The sequence below is a fragment of the Leclercia sp. AS011 genome, assembly GCF_037152535.1.
Lineage (GTDB): Bacteria > Pseudomonadota > Gammaproteobacteria > Enterobacterales > Enterobacteriaceae > Enterobacter.
In genome coordinates, this window is the sequence record NZ_JBBCMA010000003.1 from 134034 (window position 1) to 150538 (window position 16505).

Annotated in this window: 15 protein-coding genes; 10 read left to right on the forward strand and 5 right to left on the reverse strand. The window is 57.3% G+C overall.

Features of this window, described 5'->3' with window-relative positions:
- Positions 1 to 41: 41 nt before the first annotated feature.
- Both WFO70_RS15220 and rlmM read left to right on the forward strand, forming a co-directional pair.
- Positions 42 to 437 carry a DUF423 domain-containing protein gene (locus WFO70_RS15220; RefSeq protein WP_337017196.1) on the forward strand — a complete coding sequence of 132 codons (396 nt, stop codon included), beginning with the start codon at positions 42 to 44 and terminating at the stop codon, positions 435 to 437.
- Positions 430 to 1530, forward strand: a complete 1101-nt coding sequence (rlmM, locus tag WFO70_RS15225) for a 23S rRNA (cytidine(2498)-2'-O)-methyltransferase RlmM (RefSeq protein WP_337017197.1) — start codon at positions 430 to 432, stop codon at positions 1528 to 1530. The genes WFO70_RS15220 and rlmM overlap by 8 nt, the downstream gene beginning before the upstream one ends.
- Positions 1531 to 1572: 42 nt before the next feature.
- On the opposite strand, the gene xni is transcribed toward rlmM, so the two are convergent.
- The 5 genes from xni to queF form a co-directional block, all read right to left on the reverse strand.
- A complete protein-coding gene (gene xni / locus WFO70_RS15230) occupies positions 1573 to 2331 on the reverse strand; it encodes a flap endonuclease Xni (protein WP_337017199.1) in 759 nt (252 codons plus the stop codon).
- Positions 2332 to 2443: 112 nt separating this feature from the next.
- Complete coding sequence (locus tag WFO70_RS15235) at positions 2444 to 3811, reverse strand: L-serine ammonia-lyase (protein WP_285111904.1); 1368 nt, start codon at positions 3809 to 3811, stop codon at positions 2444 to 2446.
- Positions 3812 to 3874: 63 nt separating this feature from the next.
- Complete coding sequence (locus WFO70_RS15240) at positions 3875 to 5164, reverse strand: HAAAP family serine/threonine permease (protein ID WP_337017201.1); 1290 nt, start codon at positions 5162 to 5164, stop codon at positions 3875 to 3877.
- A gap of 541 nt (positions 5165 to 5705) precedes the next feature.
- Positions 5706 to 7070: a nucleotide 5'-monophosphate nucleosidase PpnN gene (ppnN, locus tag WFO70_RS15245; RefSeq protein WP_106994446.1), complete on the reverse strand. Its 1365-nt coding sequence runs from the start codon at positions 7068 to 7070 to the stop codon at positions 5706 to 5708.
- A 116-nt stretch (positions 7071 to 7186) separates the two neighbouring features.
- On the reverse strand, positions 7187 to 8029 hold the full coding sequence (gene queF, locus WFO70_RS15250) for an NADPH-dependent 7-cyano-7-deazaguanine reductase QueF (protein WP_337017203.1): 843 nt from the start codon (positions 8027 to 8029) through the stop codon (positions 7187 to 7189).
- A 69-nt stretch (positions 8030 to 8098) separates the two neighbouring features.
- Between queF and syd the strand changes: the two genes are divergently transcribed.
- From syd to WFO70_RS15290, 8 genes are all read left to right on the forward strand, one after another.
- Entirely contained in the window at positions 8099 to 8644 is a 546-nt protein-coding gene (syd, locus tag WFO70_RS15255) for a SecY-interacting protein (protein ID WP_337017205.1), read from the forward strand.
- Positions 8645 to 9274: 630 nt separating this feature from the next.
- Positions 9275 to 9601: a YqcC family protein gene (locus WFO70_RS15260; protein WP_337017207.1), complete on the forward strand. Its 327-nt coding sequence runs from the start codon at positions 9275 to 9277 to the stop codon at positions 9599 to 9601.
- Complete coding sequence (truC, locus tag WFO70_RS15265; protein WP_337017209.1) at positions 9598 to 10371, forward strand: tRNA pseudouridine(65) synthase TruC; 774 nt, start codon at positions 9598 to 9600, stop codon at positions 10369 to 10371. The genes WFO70_RS15260 and truC overlap by 4 nt, the downstream gene beginning before the upstream one ends.
- Positions 10372 to 10395: 24 nt before the next feature.
- Positions 10396 to 10845, forward strand: coding sequence for a flavodoxin (locus WFO70_RS15270; RefSeq protein WP_337017211.1), 450 nt, complete (start codon positions 10396 to 10398; stop codon positions 10843 to 10845).
- Positions 10846 to 11205: 360 nt separating this feature from the next.
- Positions 11206 to 12561, forward strand: a complete 1356-nt coding sequence (gudP, locus tag WFO70_RS15275) for a galactarate/glucarate/glycerate transporter GudP (RefSeq protein WP_337017213.1) — start codon at positions 11206 to 11208, stop codon at positions 12559 to 12561.
- Positions 12561 to 13901 (forward strand): enolase C-terminal domain-like protein, encoded by a 1341-nt coding sequence (locus WFO70_RS15280; RefSeq protein WP_337017476.1) that lies wholly within the window; start codon positions 12561 to 12563, stop codon positions 13899 to 13901. Before gudP ends, WFO70_RS15280 begins: the two co-directional genes overlap by 1 nt.
- Positions 13902 to 13913: 12 nt before the next feature.
- On the forward strand, positions 13914 to 15254 hold the full coding sequence (gudD, locus tag WFO70_RS15285; protein ID WP_337017478.1) for a glucarate dehydratase: 1341 nt from the start codon (positions 13914 to 13916) through the stop codon (positions 15252 to 15254).
- Between the two features lie 87 nt (positions 15255 to 15341).
- Complete coding sequence (locus WFO70_RS15290) at positions 15342 to 16481, forward strand: glycerate kinase (protein ID WP_337017215.1); 1140 nt, start codon at positions 15342 to 15344, stop codon at positions 16479 to 16481.
- Positions 16482 to 16505: the final 24 nt, after the last annotated feature.

Consider the following 16505-nt stretch of genomic DNA (forward strand, 5'->3'; position numbering starts at 1 on the left):
TTCTTTTGCGCGCAGGACGCGCATAACTTCAGGACAGAAACATGACCAGCCGATTTATGCTGATTTTTGCCGCGGTGAGTGGCTTTATTTTTGTTGCCCTGGGCGCTTTTGGCGCACACGTCTTACGCAAATCCCTGGGTGTGGTGGAGATGGGCTGGATCCAAACGGGTCTGGAATATCAGGCGTTTCATACCCTGGCGATCTTCGGATTAGCCGTGGCGATGCAGCGCCGGATCAGTATCTGGTTTTACTGGAGCAGCGTATTTATGGCGCTGGGTACCGTGCTCTTCAGCGGTAGCCTGTACTGCCTTGCGCTGTCGCATTTACGCCTGTGGGCGTTTGTTACCCCGGTGGGCGGCGTCAGCTTCCTCGTCGGGTGGGTTTTAATGTTAATCGGTTCGTTCCGTCTGAAACGCAAGGGCGTTGTTCATGAATAAAGTTGTCTTATATTGTCGCCCGGGCTTTGAAAAAGAGTGTGCCGCGGAGATCACTGATAAAGCCGCGAAGCGCGAAGTGTTTGGTTTTGCCCGCGTGAAAGAGAATGCGGGCTATGTCATTTTCGAGTGCTATCAGGCCGATGACGCGGAAAAACTGGTCCGCGACCTGCCGTTCAGTTCGCTGATTTTTGCCCGTCAGATGTTTGTTGCGGGTGAACTCCTGAAAGATCTGCCGCCTGAAGATCGCATTTCGCCGATTGTTGGCATGCTGCAGGGCGTGGTGGAGAAGGGGGGCGACCTGCGCGTTGAAGTCGCCGATACCAACGAAAGCAAAGAATTGATGAAGTTCTGCCGTAAGTTCACCGTGCCGCTGCGCGCAGCACTGCGTGAGGCGGGCGTGCTGACCAATTACGAGACCCCAAAACGCCCCGTGGTGCATATCTTCTTTATCGCGCCAGGCTGCTGTTATGCCGGGTATTCGTATACCACCAATAACTCACCGTTCTTTATGGGCATCCCCCGTCTGCGGTTCCCGGCTGATGCCCCGAGCCGTTCAACGCTGAAGCTGGAAGAGGCGTTTCACGTCTTTATTCCTGCTGATGAGTGGGACGAACGCCTGGCAAACGGCATGTACGCGGTCGATCTCGGAGCTTGTCCGGGCGGCTGGACCTATCAGCTGGTGAAGCGCAACATGTGGGTTGCCTCTGTCGACAACGGCCCGATGGCGCAAAGCCTGATGGATACCGGGCAGGTGACCTGGCTGCGTGAAGACGGTTTCCGCTATCGCCCAACCCGCAACAACATCTCCTGGATGGTGTGCGACATGGTAGAGAAGCCGGCGAAAGTAGCGGCGCTGATGGCCTCCTGGCTGGTCAACGGCTGGTGCCGTGAAACTATTTTTAACCTCAAGCTGCCCATGAAAAAGCGCTATGAGGAGGTCTCGCAGAACCTGGCCTACATTCAGGAGCAGATGGATGAGCACGGTATTAACGTGGTGATCCAGGCGCGCCAGCTGTACCACGATCGCGAAGAAGTCACCGTGCATATCCGCCGCTGGTGGGCTGCCGTGGGTGGACGTCGCGACGAGAGATAACCTTTGTAACGCCCGGTGGCGCTTCGCTTACCGGGCATGAACTCACCCTCGTTCTAACCGTAACTGCTGCAAATTCCCGTCTAACTGTAAATCCGTCTGCAACCGCGCCACGTCCCGGCAGATAAAGGCCATCTCTTTGTGTGCCTCCAGCTTTTTGCGCCACTTCTCTGGCACCGCGTCCAGACGGGCGTAAATCCCCTCCAGATCCTGAAAATCGGTCAGCAGCTGAGCCGCGCTTTTCGGGCCAATTCCGGCGACGCCCGGAACTTTAGAGCTGCTGATCCCGGCCAGCCCCCAGTAATCCGGCAGCTGCTGGGGCGAGACGCCAAACTCACTGGCGATAAAGGGGGCGTCGAGCCAGCGTTTCTGGAAATAGTCGCGAATGCGGATGGTGGGGGAAAGCAGCTGACAGTAGCCTTTGTCGGTGGAGACAATCGTAGCCTGATGACCGGCGCTGGCCACTTTTACCGCCAGGGTGGCGGCCAGATCGTCAGCTTCGTTACCCTGTGCGCCCCAGCAGGGCACCCCACGCTGCTCAAAGGCGGCGCGGAACGCCGGCATTTCGGCATGCAGATCGTCCGGCATGGGCGCGCGCCCGGCTTTGTAATCCGGAAGGCGCTGATGTCGCCAGCCGCTGTTACGGGCTTCATCGTCAAACACGGCGACCACATGGCTGGGCTGGCTGTGGCGAATAAGCTGCTCCAGCGCATGCAGGCAGGTGTCCTTGCAGGGCGTGCCCTGAACCGCGTGGATGCGCCGGATGAGGTTCAGCGCGTCGACAATAAGCAAATGAACGGCCACAGATTTTCTCCCTTCTGTTCAGTCAAATAAGGGTAACACTGTCGGCGGGGGGAAACTACGTGTGGCGGGGCGTTCGGGAAGGAGCCTCGCAAAACGAGGCTCCTTTTTGGACTTAGTCGCAGGTGACAATCTTCATCGCCAGACCACCGCGGGAGGTTTCGCGGTATTTGGCGTTCATGTCTTTCCCGGTCTCATACATGGTTTCAATCACTTTATCCAGGCAGACGCGCGGCTCGCTGGTACGGCGCAGCGCCATACGCGCGGCGTTGACCGCCTTCACGGAGGCAATCGCGTTACGCTCGATGCACGGCACCTGTACCTGACCGGCTACCGGATCGCAGGTCAGACCGAGGTTATGCTCCATCCCGATCTCTGCGGCAATGCAGACCTGCGCCGGGCTACCGCCCAGCAGCTCCGCCAGACCCGCCGCCGCCATGGAGCAGGCGACGCCCACTTCGCCCTGGCAGCCCACTTCCGCGCCGGAAATAGAGGCGTTCATCTTGTACAGCGAGCCAATCGCGCTGGTGACCAGCAGGTAGCGGGCCAGCGAGTTTGCATTCACTTCACGAATGAACTTGTCGTAATAGGCCAGCACCGCCGGAACGATACCGCAGGCACCGTTGGTTGGCGCAGTGACCACACGACCGCCTGCGGCGTTCTCTTCATTCACCGCCAGCGCGAACATGTTAATCCAGTCCACCACCGCCATCGGATCGCTGGTGGTTTTGTCGCTACTCACCAGCATGCGGCGCAGGGCGGCAGCACGGCGCGGAACGCGCAGTTTGCCCGGCAGCACGCCCTCGGTAGTGATACCGCGTTCAATACCGCCGCGCATCACTTCCCAGACGTTGGCAAAGTGCTGTTCCAGCTCGGCTTTGCTGTGCAACGCCAGTTCGTTTTGCATCATCAGGCCGGAGAGTGACAGACCACTTTCCTGGCAATGGCGCTGGAGATCGGCCGCCGATTTATACGGATAAGGGACCGCCACAGGCGCGCTGTCGCTCTGACCAAAATGGTCTTCGTCGACGATAAAGCCGCCGCCGATGGAGTAGTAAGTTTGGCTGTAAATCACCTTGTCGCCTGCCAGCGCGGTGATGCGCATGCCGTTCTCGTGCAGCGACAGGTTGTCGGCATGGAAATTCATGCAGCGATCAACCGGGAACTCAACTTCGTGCTCACCCTTCGCCAGCAGCAAGCGGCTGTGGGTGTTAACGTCCTGGATAAAGCCCGGGATGGCGTCAATATCAACGCTATCCGGCAGGTTGCCCGCCAGGCCCATAATAATGGCGATATCGGTATGGTGACCTTTGCCGGTCAGCGACAGGGAGCCGTAAACATCCACCACCACGCGGGTCGTGTCGTGCAGCATTCCGCGTGCAATAAGATCGTCCGTGAACTGTTTACCGGCTTTCATCGGCCCGACGGTGTGCGAGCTGGATGGACCAATACCAATTTTGAAAATATCGAAAACGCTAATCATGATGCGTCCGTTGCTTTACGTCTTGGGAGAAGAGTGCGCCGTCCGAAGACGGCGCGGGAGGAATTAAGCGAACAGCGAGAAGAAGATAGCGGAGATTGCAATCAGACCCATAATCACAACGAAGACGTTGCTGATCTGGCCGCTGTATTTACGCATCGCTGGCACTTTCTGAATCGCGTACATCGGCATCAGGAACAGGATCATCGCGATAACCGGGCCGCCGAGGGTTTCGATCATCCCGAGGATGCTCGGGTTCAGGGTAGCAACCGCCCAAGTGGTCAGCAGCATGAACAGTGCAGTGATTTTGTTCAGCTTGTTGATTTCAATGCTCTTGCCTTTACCGCGCAGAGATTTAATCACCATGCCGTTAAAGCCTTCACGTGCGCCCAGGTAGTGGCCGAGGAAGGATTTGGTAATGGCGATAATGGCGATGATTGGCGCCATCCAGGCAATAACCGGTGCGTTAAAGTGGTTTGCCAGGTAGGAGAGAATCGATATGTTCTGCGCTTTCGCTGCTGCCAGATCCGCCGGGGAGAGGCTCAGTACGCAGCTGAAGACGAAGAACATAACGGTGATAACCATCATCACGTGAGCGCGAGCCAGAATGCTGGAACACTTTTTCTCGGCACCCTGACCGTACTCTTCACGCTTCGCTACTGCGAAGGAGGAGATGATCGGGGAGTGGTTGAAGGAGAAGACCATGACCGGGATTGCCAGCCACAGGGTCATCCACAGGCCGTTGCCAGTGGCAGACGCGCTGCTCAGGGACAGCGTTTCCAGCGCCGCGCCGTTCCACTGTGGGATCAGGTAGCAGGCCAGCACCATCAGAGCGATAACGAACGGGAACACCAGCACGCTCATCGCCTTCACAATCATCTGCTCACCGAAGCGCACGATAGTCATCATGCCGACGATCAGGATCAGCGACAGAATGGCGCGTGGCGGTGGGGTCATGCCCAGCTGATGGGTCATGAAGCTGTCCACGGTGTTGGTGATAGCCACGCTATAAACTAACAGGATTGGGTAAATGGCAAAGAAGTAGAGCAGGGTAATCAGCTTACCTGCGCCAATACCGAAATGCTCTTCCACTACTTCGGTGATGTCTTCGCCCGGGTTTTTACCAGAGAGCACAAAACGGGTCAGGCCGCGGTGTGCAAAGTAGGTCATCGGGAAGGCGATGATCGCCATGATGATCAGCGGGATTAAGCCGCCCACACCTGCGTTAATCGGAAGGAAAAGAACACCAGCGCCGATTGCTGTGCCGTAAAGGCCAAGCATCCACATGGTATCTGTTTTACGCCATCCACTTCGGGTTTCAAGCGAAGCAACGGTGCTGGTTTGAGTGGTTTCCATTGTGTCTCCAGGAAGTAGCTAATGTCAGGTTTCTGGTCAAATTCGATGCAAAAAGGGCTAATCGTAATATGAAATTCGCTCAGCGACGGTTTTTATATAATTTTTCTCCGTAACTATCGGCGGGCGGAAAGATACATTTTAGTAATGGATCTATCAGTGATCCCGATCTCAAATGCGATAATCCACTTATGATGTGGGTATCTTTAGACCATTTGTCTGCTAAGAAAACACCACGACGAATTTCTGGGCGCGAAGGCTACCATTAACGATATGTGGCGAGATAGATCCCCCGGAAAGATAGGAGTCATACGCTGTAAAAGTGTCGGTTTAGAGGATTTTTTCGTGCTTTATGGCGTTTGTGGCTAATAAATCACGCTCTGCAAAACTACGTAATCGTTTGCGTTGTGTTATGAAATAGCAAAAAGATAAGTAATGGTAATAGTGCAAAAGAGGCCATGTCACTGAAGGCAATAAAAAAGCCGGGAGGCGAAAGGCCATTCCCGGCGGGAGGGGATGCCCGGCATGCGTGCCGGGCAGGACGTCAGGCAGAAATCTCGTAGCAGGGGATGTAGGCAGAGCCGGGAAGTTTCATACGGTGCTGGGCGACGAAGCCCTGCAGCAGATCGTCCATGCGGCGCATCATGTCGCGGTCGCCATGAATTTTGTAGGGGCCGAACTCTTCAATGGCCTGGATACCCACCTCTTTCACGTTACCGGCAACGATGCCCGAGAAGGCGCGACGCAGATCGGCGGCCAGCACTTCAACCGGCTGATCGGGATACAGTTTCAGGTTGGCCATGTTTTCGTGCGACGGCTCAAACGGGATCTGCAGATCCGGAGAAATACGGATCGACCAGTTAAAGCTGTAGGCATCTCCGGTATCGCGGCGGTTCTCTTTCACCAGCGGCATGGCCTTTTTCATCAGCCGCGCCACCTCTGCGGCATCATCAATGATGATGCGATAGTGACGGCGGGCCGCCTCGCCCAGGGTATGCACGATGAACTCATCCAGCACGCGGAAGTAGTCTGCGCTCTCTTTCGGACCGGTCAGGATCAGCGGCAGGACCTGATCCTGGTTGGCCGGATGCATCAGAATGCCCAGCAGATAGAGCAGCTCCTCGGCGGTACCCACGCCCCCCGGGAAAATGATGATCCCGTGCGCGATACGGACAAAGGCCTCAAGACGTTTCTCAATATCCGGCATGATGATCAGTTCGTTGACCAGCGGATTCGGCGGCTCAGCGGCGATGATCGACGGCTCGGTCATGCCGATGAAACGGCCCTCTTTGTAGCGCTGCTGGGCATGACCCACCGCTGCACCCTTCATTGGCGCTTCCATCGCGCCCGGACCACAGCCGGTGCAGATGTTCAGCTCGCGCAGCCCCAACTGGGTGCCCACGCGACGGGCGTAGAGGTATTCGGTTTCGTTAATGGAGTGACCGCCCCAGCACACTACCATGCTCGGGGCTTCGCCCACGTGCAGGGCGCGGGCGTTACGCAGAATAGAGAACACCAGGTTGGTGATATGGGCCGAGCTTTCCAGGTTCAGATGCTGAAAACGACCGGCGTTACTGATCTGGCCGTTCACAAACAGAATATCGCGCAGCACGGCAAACAGGTTGGCCTGCAGGGCACGAATAATGCGCCCGTCAACAAAGGCGTCTTCCGGTGGGTTAATCAGCTCCAGCTTCACGCCACGTTCGCGGCGCAGAACGTTAATATCAAAGCTTTCAAAGCGGGACAGCAGCTCTTTGCTGTTGTCGGTGAGGCTACCGGAGTTCAGAACGGCAAGTGAACAGTTGCGAAACAGTTGATAAAGATCGCTGCTGGCCGTGCTCTTGAGCATGTCCACTTCCAGCTGCGACAACATGTCCATTGAGCCAAGCGGGCTAATATGTGTAATCAAGTGAGCTCCTTACGGGACGTTTATCGTCTTTCCCTGCTGATTACAATAGCCCTGGCTTATGACCTTTCACAACCCAAAGCGCGGAACGGACCGCGCATATTGTGAATTTATTTATCTTACTGACGGACTAAACGACCGATCGCCGGCACAAAATCGCTGTTGCTGCGCCACGGATTGATATCCAGACCGCCGCGGCGGGTATAGCGGGCGTAGACGCTCAGCGTCTCTGGCTGGCAGAAATGGAGAATGTCGTTGAAGATGCGCTCCACGCACTGCTCATGGAACTCGTTGTGGTTGCGGAAGGAGACCAGGTAGCGCAGCAGCTTCTCGCGATCGATTTTAGCGCCGCGATACTGGATCTGTACTGAACCCCAGTCAGGCTGATGGGTGATCAGGCAGTTGGATTTCAGCAGGTGGCTGACCAGGGTCTCTTCCACTACCTTGCCGCTGGCGGCGTTTTCCAGCCAGGCGGTATCAAACTGGTAGTTGTCGATCTCAATGTCCTGCTCGTCAATACAGGTGCCGTGGAAGTGGGCGATCGGCTGACCTTCCAGTTCGTCAATGCGGTAGAGGGCAACGGTCACTTTTCCCTGTGCGCAGGCGCTTAAGTCGCGTTCCAGCGTGCGCTGCACCGCTTCCCAGCTGTCAAAGCGGGTCTGGTTGAAGCTGTTGAGGTAGAGCTTAAAGCTTTTGGACTCCACCAGGTTGACGCTGGTGTAATCCAGCTCAACGTGACCTACCGCCACCTGCGGTAAACCGCGGGCGTTAAGCCAGGAGAGCTCATACAGCGTCCAGATATCGCCGCCGTGGAAGGGCAGGCTATCGGCTTTCAGCCCCAGCGGATCGCGGTTGAGACTGCGCGGCACGCCCTGTAACAGGCTGGCGTCGTAGATGTCGCGGTAGGCGGTGCTTTTGCCCAGGGTTAAACCCGATAAGGCATCATGATTTTCGTAAGACATGTTTCGTTGTCACTTTAAAGGTAAACTATGCGGCTGAGTGTATCCTGGCTTATATGAAGAGAGAAACCGGTGGATAAAGAGACTGCTGCTGCCTTAACCGCGTTTACGGCGCGTTACTGTGACGCCTGGCATGATCAGAAAGGGTCATGGCCTCAAAGTGAGGCGCTGTATGGCGTCCCGTCGCCCTGTATTATTACCTCTTCCAGGGATACCGTGACCTGGCAGCCCCAGCCATTTACCGCGGAGCAGAATGTAAACGCGATTGAACGTGCCATGGATATTGTGGTACAACCTCCGGTCCACGCGTTCTATACCACACAGTTCGCCGGGGATATGTGCGCTCGCTTTGATAACGAGACGCTGACTCTGCTGCAAACCTGGAGCGAAGAGGATCTGCTGCGCGTGCAGGAGAACCTGATTGGGCATCTGGTCACCCAGAAGCGCCTGAAGTTATCGCCAACGCTGTTTATCGCCACGCTCGACAGTGAAATGGATATTATCTCTGTCTGCAACCTCTCGGGGAACGTGGTAAAAGAGACGCTAGGCACCCAGAAACGCCAGATACTCTCCGCTTCTCTTACGGATTTCCTCAACTCTCTTCATCCCGTCGTGTAATCCTGGATACTACTGCGCGTGTGAGAGATCTCTTACAAAGGTTGTAAGAGATCACCGTAATTACCGATATGCTTACTCTATTATTCTCGCCAAAAATTAATGGCTAATCAGTGAGTTAATAACTTAACCCTTAGTAATATGATGTAACATCTCTTTAATTTGGCTTACAGGGTGCCTTGTAAGACGAAGCGGAATAGAGGATCCTATGTTCGTCGACAGGAAGCCGACACGAGAAACGAACATCAGGATGATGGCGTTTCTTAACAGGACACGTCAGGAAGGCGTTTCAAGGAAGGCTTCAGGACGAAGCGAAAGGATAACGCAGGATGCGTGAAGGACACCTCCAGGAAGGAGAATGAGAGCCGGTAAGGACGTCCGGTGGGTCAGGAAGGCCAGGACGTTTCAGGATGAAACAGTCACATCAGGATGATGTGCGCAGGATGCAGCGGTCGAGGAACGACCAGACTTTCGGGTCAGAGGAAAAGTTGTCACGGATGAGCAGGGAGCACTAAAAGTAGCTGGATTGCTGCGAAACGAACCGGGAGCACTGTTTTTACAGTGCTCCCTTTTTTTATTTCTGCGTGGTCTTTGCTATGCTGCGCGCCGTTCAGATTTTCAGTTGAGGTTTTCATGACGCATCACGACCACGTGCGCGCGCAGCTGCACGCCATCGAAGCTTTATTGCGCGATCATCAACTGTGGCAGGAGACGGCGCCGCAGCCTGACGCGTTTGAGAGCACACAACCTTTCTGCATGGATACCCTGGAGCCGTTTGAGTGGCTGCAGTGGGTACTCATTCCCCGCATGCATGCCCTGATTGAAGGCGGGCATCCGCTGCCGCAAAACTTTGCCGTCGCCCCCTATTATGAAATGGCGCTGGATGCGGCCCATCCGTCACGCGAGGCGGTGCTGGCCGCATTGCTGGCGCTGGATACGCTATTTGGCGATGAAGCATGATCGAGATCCTTTATCAGGATGAGTGGCTGGTGGCAGTCAATAAACCCTCCGGCTGGCTGGTGCACCGGAGTTGGCTCGATCGCGATGAAAAAGTAGTGGTAATGCAGACGGTGCGCGACCAGATTGGTCAACACGTTTTTACCGCCCACCGTCTCGACAGACCCACCTCCGGCGTGCTGCTGATGGGGCTCTCCAGCGAGGCCGGACGCCGTCTTTCCCAGCAGTTCGAACAGCATCAGATCCAGAAACGCTACCACGCGATTGTCCGGGGCTGGCTGACCGAAAGCGCGACGCTCGACTATCCGCTGATTGAAGAGCTGGATAAAATCGCCGATAAATTCGCCCGGGACGACAAAGAGCCGCAGCCTGCGGTGACGGACTATCGCGGCATGGCGACCACCGAAATGCCGGTCGCCACCGGTAAGTTCCCGACCACGCGCTACAGCCTGGTCGAGCTGGAGCCGAAAACCGGGCGTAAGCACCAGCTGCGTCGTCACCTTTCGCATCTGCGCCATCCGATCATCGGTGACAGCAAGCATGGCGATCTGAAACAGAACCGCAGCGCCGCCGAACACTTTGGCTGCAACCGTCTGATGCTGCACGCCAGCCAGCTGAGCCTGGTCCATCCCTTTACCGGCGAGCCGCTGACGATCCGCGCGGGCCTCGATCCGGTGTGGATGCAGGCGCTGTCACACTTTGGCTGGTGTGGGCAACTCCCCGAAAATGAAAGGGTTGAGTTTGCACCCGCCAACGTTCAGGATGAACGTTAATTGCATTCATTGAGGGAGTAAACCATGGCTGTAGTCGGAATTTTTGTCGGCACCATGTACGGCAATTCGCTGCTGGTGGCCGAAGAGGCCGAAGCAATTCTCGCCGGGCAGGGCCATAAAGCCACGGTCTATGAAGATCCCGAGCTGGCCGACTGGGAAAAATACCAGGGCCAGTATGCGCTGGTGGTCACCTCGACAACCGGGCAGGGCGATCTGCCGGACAGTATCGTCCCGCTGTTCCAGGGCATTAAAGATAAGCTCGGTTATCAGCCGGAGATGCGCTACGGCATCATCGCGCTGGGAGACAGCACCTACGCCAATTTCTGCGGTGGCGGCAAGCAGTTCGATGCCCTGTTGCAGGAGCAAAGTGCGCAGCGCGTGGGTGAAATGCTGATGATTGATGCCTCTGAACATCCAGAACCGGAAAGCCAGTCCAACCCCTGGGTCGAACACTGGGGCACGCTTCTCGGCTAAATACTTGCCCTCCCGGCCACGGGAGGGCGATCCCCCGCGTCAAGCGACCTGATTCACACTCTGCTCTTTCTCTTCTGCTGTTTTCTCTCTCAGCCACGTTTCCGTGAACTATCTTCCATTGAGTTAGGCTTATGCCATAAACAACCTCAAACCCTCCCGCCAATGTTGTGTTGTTGCACGGTGAGAGGGGCCTGGATCCTTCCTTATACTTTTTCCGCCAGTTATTAAAAATGCAGTCAGTAAGGCAAAAGACCTCATCGTTTGAACTGCACAAAACACATACACGTCATTCTGATTACCCTACCGGTTGTGCTGTTCAGAATGAACGTAGCGGAAAAGCTATGATTCAGGAGTGCAAGAATGAGTACATTAAGCCAGGCGGCGAGCAGCGCTGAAAAGCGCACCAACGCTCGCTATTGGATAGTGGTGATGCTGTTTATCGTCACATCCTTTAACTATGGCGACCGCGCCACGCTGTCGATTGCCGGTTCGGAAATGGCAAAAGATATCGGTCTGGATCCGGTCGGTATGGGTTATGTTTTCTCCGCATTTTCATGGGCCTATGTTATTGGCCAAATCCCTGGCGGTTGGTTGCTTGACCGCTTCGGTTCAAAGCGTGTCTACTTCTGGTCCATCTTTATCTGGTCGATGTTTACCCTGCTGCAGGGCTTCGTCGATATCTTTAACGGCTTTGGCATTATTGTCGCGCTCTTCACCCTGCGCTTCCTCGTCGGGCTGGCAGAGGCACCTTCCTTCCCGGGTAACAGCCGCATAGTGGCAGCCTGGTTCCCGGCGCAGGAGAGGGGAACGGCGGTATCCATTTTTAACTCCGCGCAATACTTTGCCACCGTGATCTTCGCCCCGATCATGGGCTGGCTGACCCACGAGGTGGGCTGGTCGCACGTGTTCTTCTTTATGGGCGGTCTGGGCATCGTCATCAGCTTTGTCTGGCTGAAGGTGATCCATGAGCCGAACCAGCATCCGGGCGTAAACCAGAAAGAGCTGGACTACATCGCCGCAGGCGGTGCGCTGATCAACATGGATCAGGCGAAAAGCAAAGAGAAAGTGCCGTTCAGCCAGAAGTGGGGCCAGATTAAACAGCTGGTGGGTTCCCGCATGATGGTCGGCATCTACCTCGGCCAGTACTGCATCAACGCCTTAACCTACTTCTTTATCACCTGGTTCCCGGTCTATCTGGTGCAGGCCCGCGGCATGTCGATCCTGAAAGCCGGGTTTGTGGCCTCGGTTCCGGCGATCTGCGGCTTTGTGGGCGGCGTGCTGGGCGGGGTGATTTCCGACTGGCTGATGCGTCGTACCGGTTCCCTGAATATCGCCCGTAAGACGCCGATCGTGCTGGGGATGCTGCTCTCCATGTCGATGGTGGTGTGTAACTACGTTGACGCCGAGTGGATGATTATCGGCTTCATGGCGATGGCCTTCTTCGGGAAAGGTATCGGGGCGCTGGGCTGGGCGGTGATGGCAGATACTGCGCCGAAAGAGATCAGCGGCCTGAGCGGCGGTTTGTTCAATATGTTCGGCAACATCTCCGGGATCGTCACCCCGATTGCTATCGGTTATATCGTCGGCACCACCGGGTCATTCAACGGGGCGCTGATTTATGTGGGTATTCACGCCCTGGTGGCGGTGCTGAGCTACCTGGTGCTGGTGGGTGATATCAAACGTATTGAACTGAAACCTGTCGCGGAGCGTTCATGATGAGTATGCAATCGAGTCCTGTTGTTACCGACATGAAGGTGATCCCGGTTGCCGGTCAGGACAGCATGCTGCTGAACATCGGCGGCGCGCACAACGCCTGGTTTACCCGCAACATCGTGGTGCTGACCGATAACGCCGGGAATACCGGCGTTGGGGAAGCCCCCGGCGGGGAGGTGATCTACCAGACTCTGGTGGATGCCATCCCCCAGGTGGTCGGTCAGGAGGTCGCGCGGCTGAACAAAGTGGTCCAGCGCGTCCACAAGGGCAACCAGTCTGCCGATTTCGATACCTTCGGCAAAGGGGCCTGGACATTTGAACTGCGGGTCAATGCCGTCGCGGCGCTGGAAGCGGCGCTGCTGGATCTGCTCGGCAAAGCGCTGAACGTGCCGGTGTGCGAACTGCTCGGCCCGGGCAAGCAGCGTGATGCGGTCACCGTGCTGGGCTATCTCTTCTACCTGGGCGATCGCACCAAAACCGATCTGCCCTATCTGGCGCGTTCACCGGGCAGCCACGACTGGTATCACCTGCGTCATCAGGAGGCGCTCTCCAGCGAGGCGGTGGTGCGGCTGGCGGAAGCGGCCCAGGATCGCTACGGCTTTAAGGATTTCAAACTGAAAGGCGGCGTGCTGCCGGGTGAGCAGGAAATTGACAGTGCCCGCGCCCTGAAAAAACGCTTCCCGGATGCGCGTATTACCGTCGACCCTAATGGGGCCTGGCTGCTGGATGAGGCTATCGCCTTGTGCAAAGGGCTGGGCGATGTTCTGACCTATGCCGAAGATCCGTGCGGCGCTGAGCAGGGCTTCTCGGGCCGTGAGGTGATGGCCGAGTTCCGCCGCGCCACCGGTCTGCCGGTAGCGACCAATATGATTGCCACTAACTGGCGCGAGATGGGCCATGCGGTGATGCTGAACTCGGTGGACATCCCGCTGGCGGATCCGCACTTCTGGACCCTCTCCGGCGCGGTACGCGTGGCACAGTTGTGCGACGACTGGGGTCTAACCTGGGGTTGCCACTCCAACAACCATTTCGATATCTCGCTGGCGATGTTTACCCACGTCGGTGCCGCCGCACCGGGTACGCCAACGGCTATCGACACCCACTGGATCTGGCAGGAGGGCGAAGCGCGCCTGACCAAAAATCCACTGGAAATTAAACACGGCAAGATTGCCGTACCGGATGCACCGGGGCTTGGCGTGGAGCTCGACTGGGATCAGATCCACAAAGCCCATGAAGCCTATAAGAAACTGCCCGGCGGCGCGCGTAACGACGCAGGCCCGATGCAGTATCTTATTCCCGGCTGGACATTTGACCGCAAACGCCCGGCGTTCGGTCGCCACTGATTAAAGGATTGAATTATGAGCACATTTACTACGCCTGTTGTCACTTCCATGCAGATTATTCCGGTTGCCGGTCATGACAGCATGCTGATGAACCTGAGTGGGGCTCATGCCCCGTTCTTCACCCGTAATATCGTGATTATCAAAGACAACTCCGGCCATACCGGCGTGGGTGAAATCCCGGGCGGCGAGAAGATCCGCAAAACCCTGGAAGATGCGATCCCGCTGGTGGTGGGTAAAACCCTGGGCGCGTACAAAAACATTCTTAATGCGGTACGAAATGAATTTGCCGACCGTGATGCGGCCGGTCGCGGCCTGCAAACCTTTGACCTGCGCACCACCATTCACGTAGTTACCGGGATTGAAGCGGCGATGCTTGACCTGCTGGGCCAGCACCTGGGCGTCAACGTGGCGTCATTGCTGGGCGACGGGCAGCAGCGCAGCGAAGTCGAGATGCTGGGTTATCTGTTCTTCGTCGGCAACCGCAAGCTGACCCCGCTGCCGTACCAGAGCCAGCCGGATGAAAAATGCGACTGGTACCGTCTGCGCCATGAAGAGGCGATGACCCCGGACGCGGTGGTGCGTCTGGCGGAGGCGGCCTACGAAAAATACGGCTTTAACGACTTCAAACTGAAAGGCGGCGTGCTGGCCGGGGAAGAGGAGGCGGAATCCATTATCGCCCTGGCGAAACGCTTCCCGCAGGCGCGCGTTACCCTCGACCCCAACGGGGCCTGGTCGCTGGAAGAGGCGATCCGCATCGGTAAGCGCCTGAAGGGCGTGCTGGCGTACGCGGAAGATCCGTGCGGGGCCGAGCAGGGCTTCTCAGGCCGTGAAGTGATGGCCGAGTTCCGCCGCGCTACCGGTCTGCCAACCGCCACTAACATGATCGCCACCGACTGGCGTCAGATGGGCCATACCCTCTCCCTGCAGTCGGTCGACATTCCGCTGGCGGATCCGCACTTCTGGACTATGCAGGGCTCGGTGCGCGTGGCCCAGATGTGTCACGAGTTCGGCCTGACCTGGGGCTCGCATTCCAATAACCACTTCGATATCTCGCTGGCGATGTTCACCCATGTGGCCGCGGCTGCGCCGGGCAATATCACCGCCATTGACACCCACTGGATCTGGCAGGAGGGCAACCAGCGCCTGACCAAACAGCCGTTCGAAATTAAGGGCGGGATGGTGCAGGTGCCGACCACTCCGGGTCTGGGCGTTGAGCTGGATATGGATCAGGTGATGAAGGCGCACGAACTGTATCTCCAGCACGGCCTGGGGGCGCGCGACGACGCGATGGCGATGCAGTACCTGATCCCGGAGTGGACCTTCAACAACAAACGCCCTTGCATGGTGCGTTAAGTCCGGTGCCGGTTCCTGCGGGAGTCGGCATTTTCTCTTGCGTGGCAGGTGTATGCTTATGGTAGTCAACATGCGTAAGGACGGCTTATGAAAATAGTTATCGCACCGGACTCCTATAAAGAGAGCCTGAGTGCCCTGGCTGTGGCGACGGCGATCGAGCAGGGGTTTTGCGAGATATTCCCCACGGCAGAGTACGTTAAGCTGCCGGTCGCCGATGGCGGTGAAGGCACCGTGGAAGCGATGGTGGCCGCCACCCGGGGTGACATTATTCAGGTGCGGGTAACGGGGCCGCTCGGCGAGCATGTTGACGGTTTTTATGGCCGCTCCGGTGATGGCAAAAGCGCGTTTATCGAGATGGCGGCGGCCAGCGGTCTGGAGCTGGTTCCTCCGGCCCAGCGCAATCCGTTGAAAACCACCTCCTGGGGAACCGGGGAGCTGATCCGCCACGCGCTGGATGCGGGCGTGAAACATATCATCATCGGCATTGGCGGCAGCGCCACCAACGATGGTGGTGCCGGGATGGTGCAGGCGCTGGGCGCGAAGCTGCTGGACGAGCAGGGGAACGCCATTGGCGCTGGCGGCGGCGAGCTGGAAAAGCTGGCCCGTATCGATATCAGCGGTCTGGATAAGCGGCTGGCGGGGTGCCGGATTGAAGTGGCCTGCGACGTTACCAACCCGCTGACCGGTGAAAACGGCGCGACCGCCGTGTTTGGCCCGCAAAAAGGGGCCACGCCGGAGATGATGACGCGGCTTGATGGGGCACTGACGCAGTATGCCCGGATCATCGCCCGCGACCTTGATGTCGACGTGCTCGGCCTGGCCGGCGGCGGTGCCGCAGGCGGCATGGGGGCGGCGTTATACGCTTTTTGCGGCGCGCAGCTGCGTCAGGGCATTGAGATTGTGACCGATGCGCTTAACCTCGACAGCCTGGTGGCCGACGCCGATCTGGTGATCACCGGCGAAGGGCGGATCGACAGCCAGACTATTCATGGCAAAGTCCCGGTGGGGGTGGCGAAGATCGCGAAACGCCACAACAAACCGGTGATCGGCCTGGCGGGCAGCCTGACGGCGGATGTCGGCGTGGTGCACGATCATGGCATCGACGCGGTATTCAGCGTGATCTACACCGTCTGCACGCTGGAGGAGGCGCTGGAAGACGCCGAAGAAAACGTGCGGATGGCGGCGAGAAATATTGCGGCGGTGCTGAAGATGGGGATGGGGGGGTAGCCCCTCACCGTAATCCTCTCCCGC

Excerpts from the sequence above, each read along its gene's own strand:
- WFO70_RS15260 (WP_337017207.1), top strand. The coding sequence starts at position 9,275 with ATGACGCATCACGACCACGTGCGCGCGCAGCTGCACGCCATCGAAGCT.
- rlmM (WP_337017197.1), top strand. The coding sequence starts at position 430 with ATGAATAAAGTTGTCTTATATTGTCGCCCGGGCTTTGAAAAAGAGTGT.
- WFO70_RS15290 (WP_337017215.1), top strand. The coding sequence starts at position 15,342 with ATGAAAATAGTTATCGCACCGGACTCCTATAAAGAGAGCCTGAGTGCC.
- WFO70_RS15220 (WP_337017196.1), top strand. The coding sequence starts at position 42 with ATGACCAGCCGATTTATGCTGATTTTTGCCGCGGTGAGTGGCTTTATT.
- truC (WP_337017209.1), top strand. The coding sequence starts at position 9,598 with ATGATCGAGATCCTTTATCAGGATGAGTGGCTGGTGGCAGTCAATAAA.
- WFO70_RS15270 (WP_337017211.1), top strand. The coding sequence starts at position 10,396 with ATGGCTGTAGTCGGAATTTTTGTCGGCACCATGTACGGCAATTCGCTG.
- WFO70_RS15240 (WP_337017201.1), bottom strand. The coding sequence starts at position 5,164 with ATGGAAACCACTCAAACCAGCACCGTTGCTTCGCTTGAAACCCGAAGT.
- WFO70_RS15280 (WP_337017476.1), top strand. The coding sequence starts at position 12,561 with ATGAGTATGCAATCGAGTCCTGTTGTTACCGACATGAAGGTGATCCCG.
- queF (WP_337017203.1), bottom strand. The coding sequence starts at position 8,029 with ATGTCTTACGAAAATCATGATGCCTTATCGGGTTTAACCCTGGGCAAA.
- gudP (WP_337017213.1), top strand. The coding sequence starts at position 11,206 with ATGAGTACATTAAGCCAGGCGGCGAGCAGCGCTGAAAAGCGCACCAAC.
- WFO70_RS15235 (WP_285111904.1), bottom strand. The coding sequence starts at position 3,811 with ATGATTAGCGTTTTCGATATTTTCAAAATTGGTATTGGTCCATCCAGC.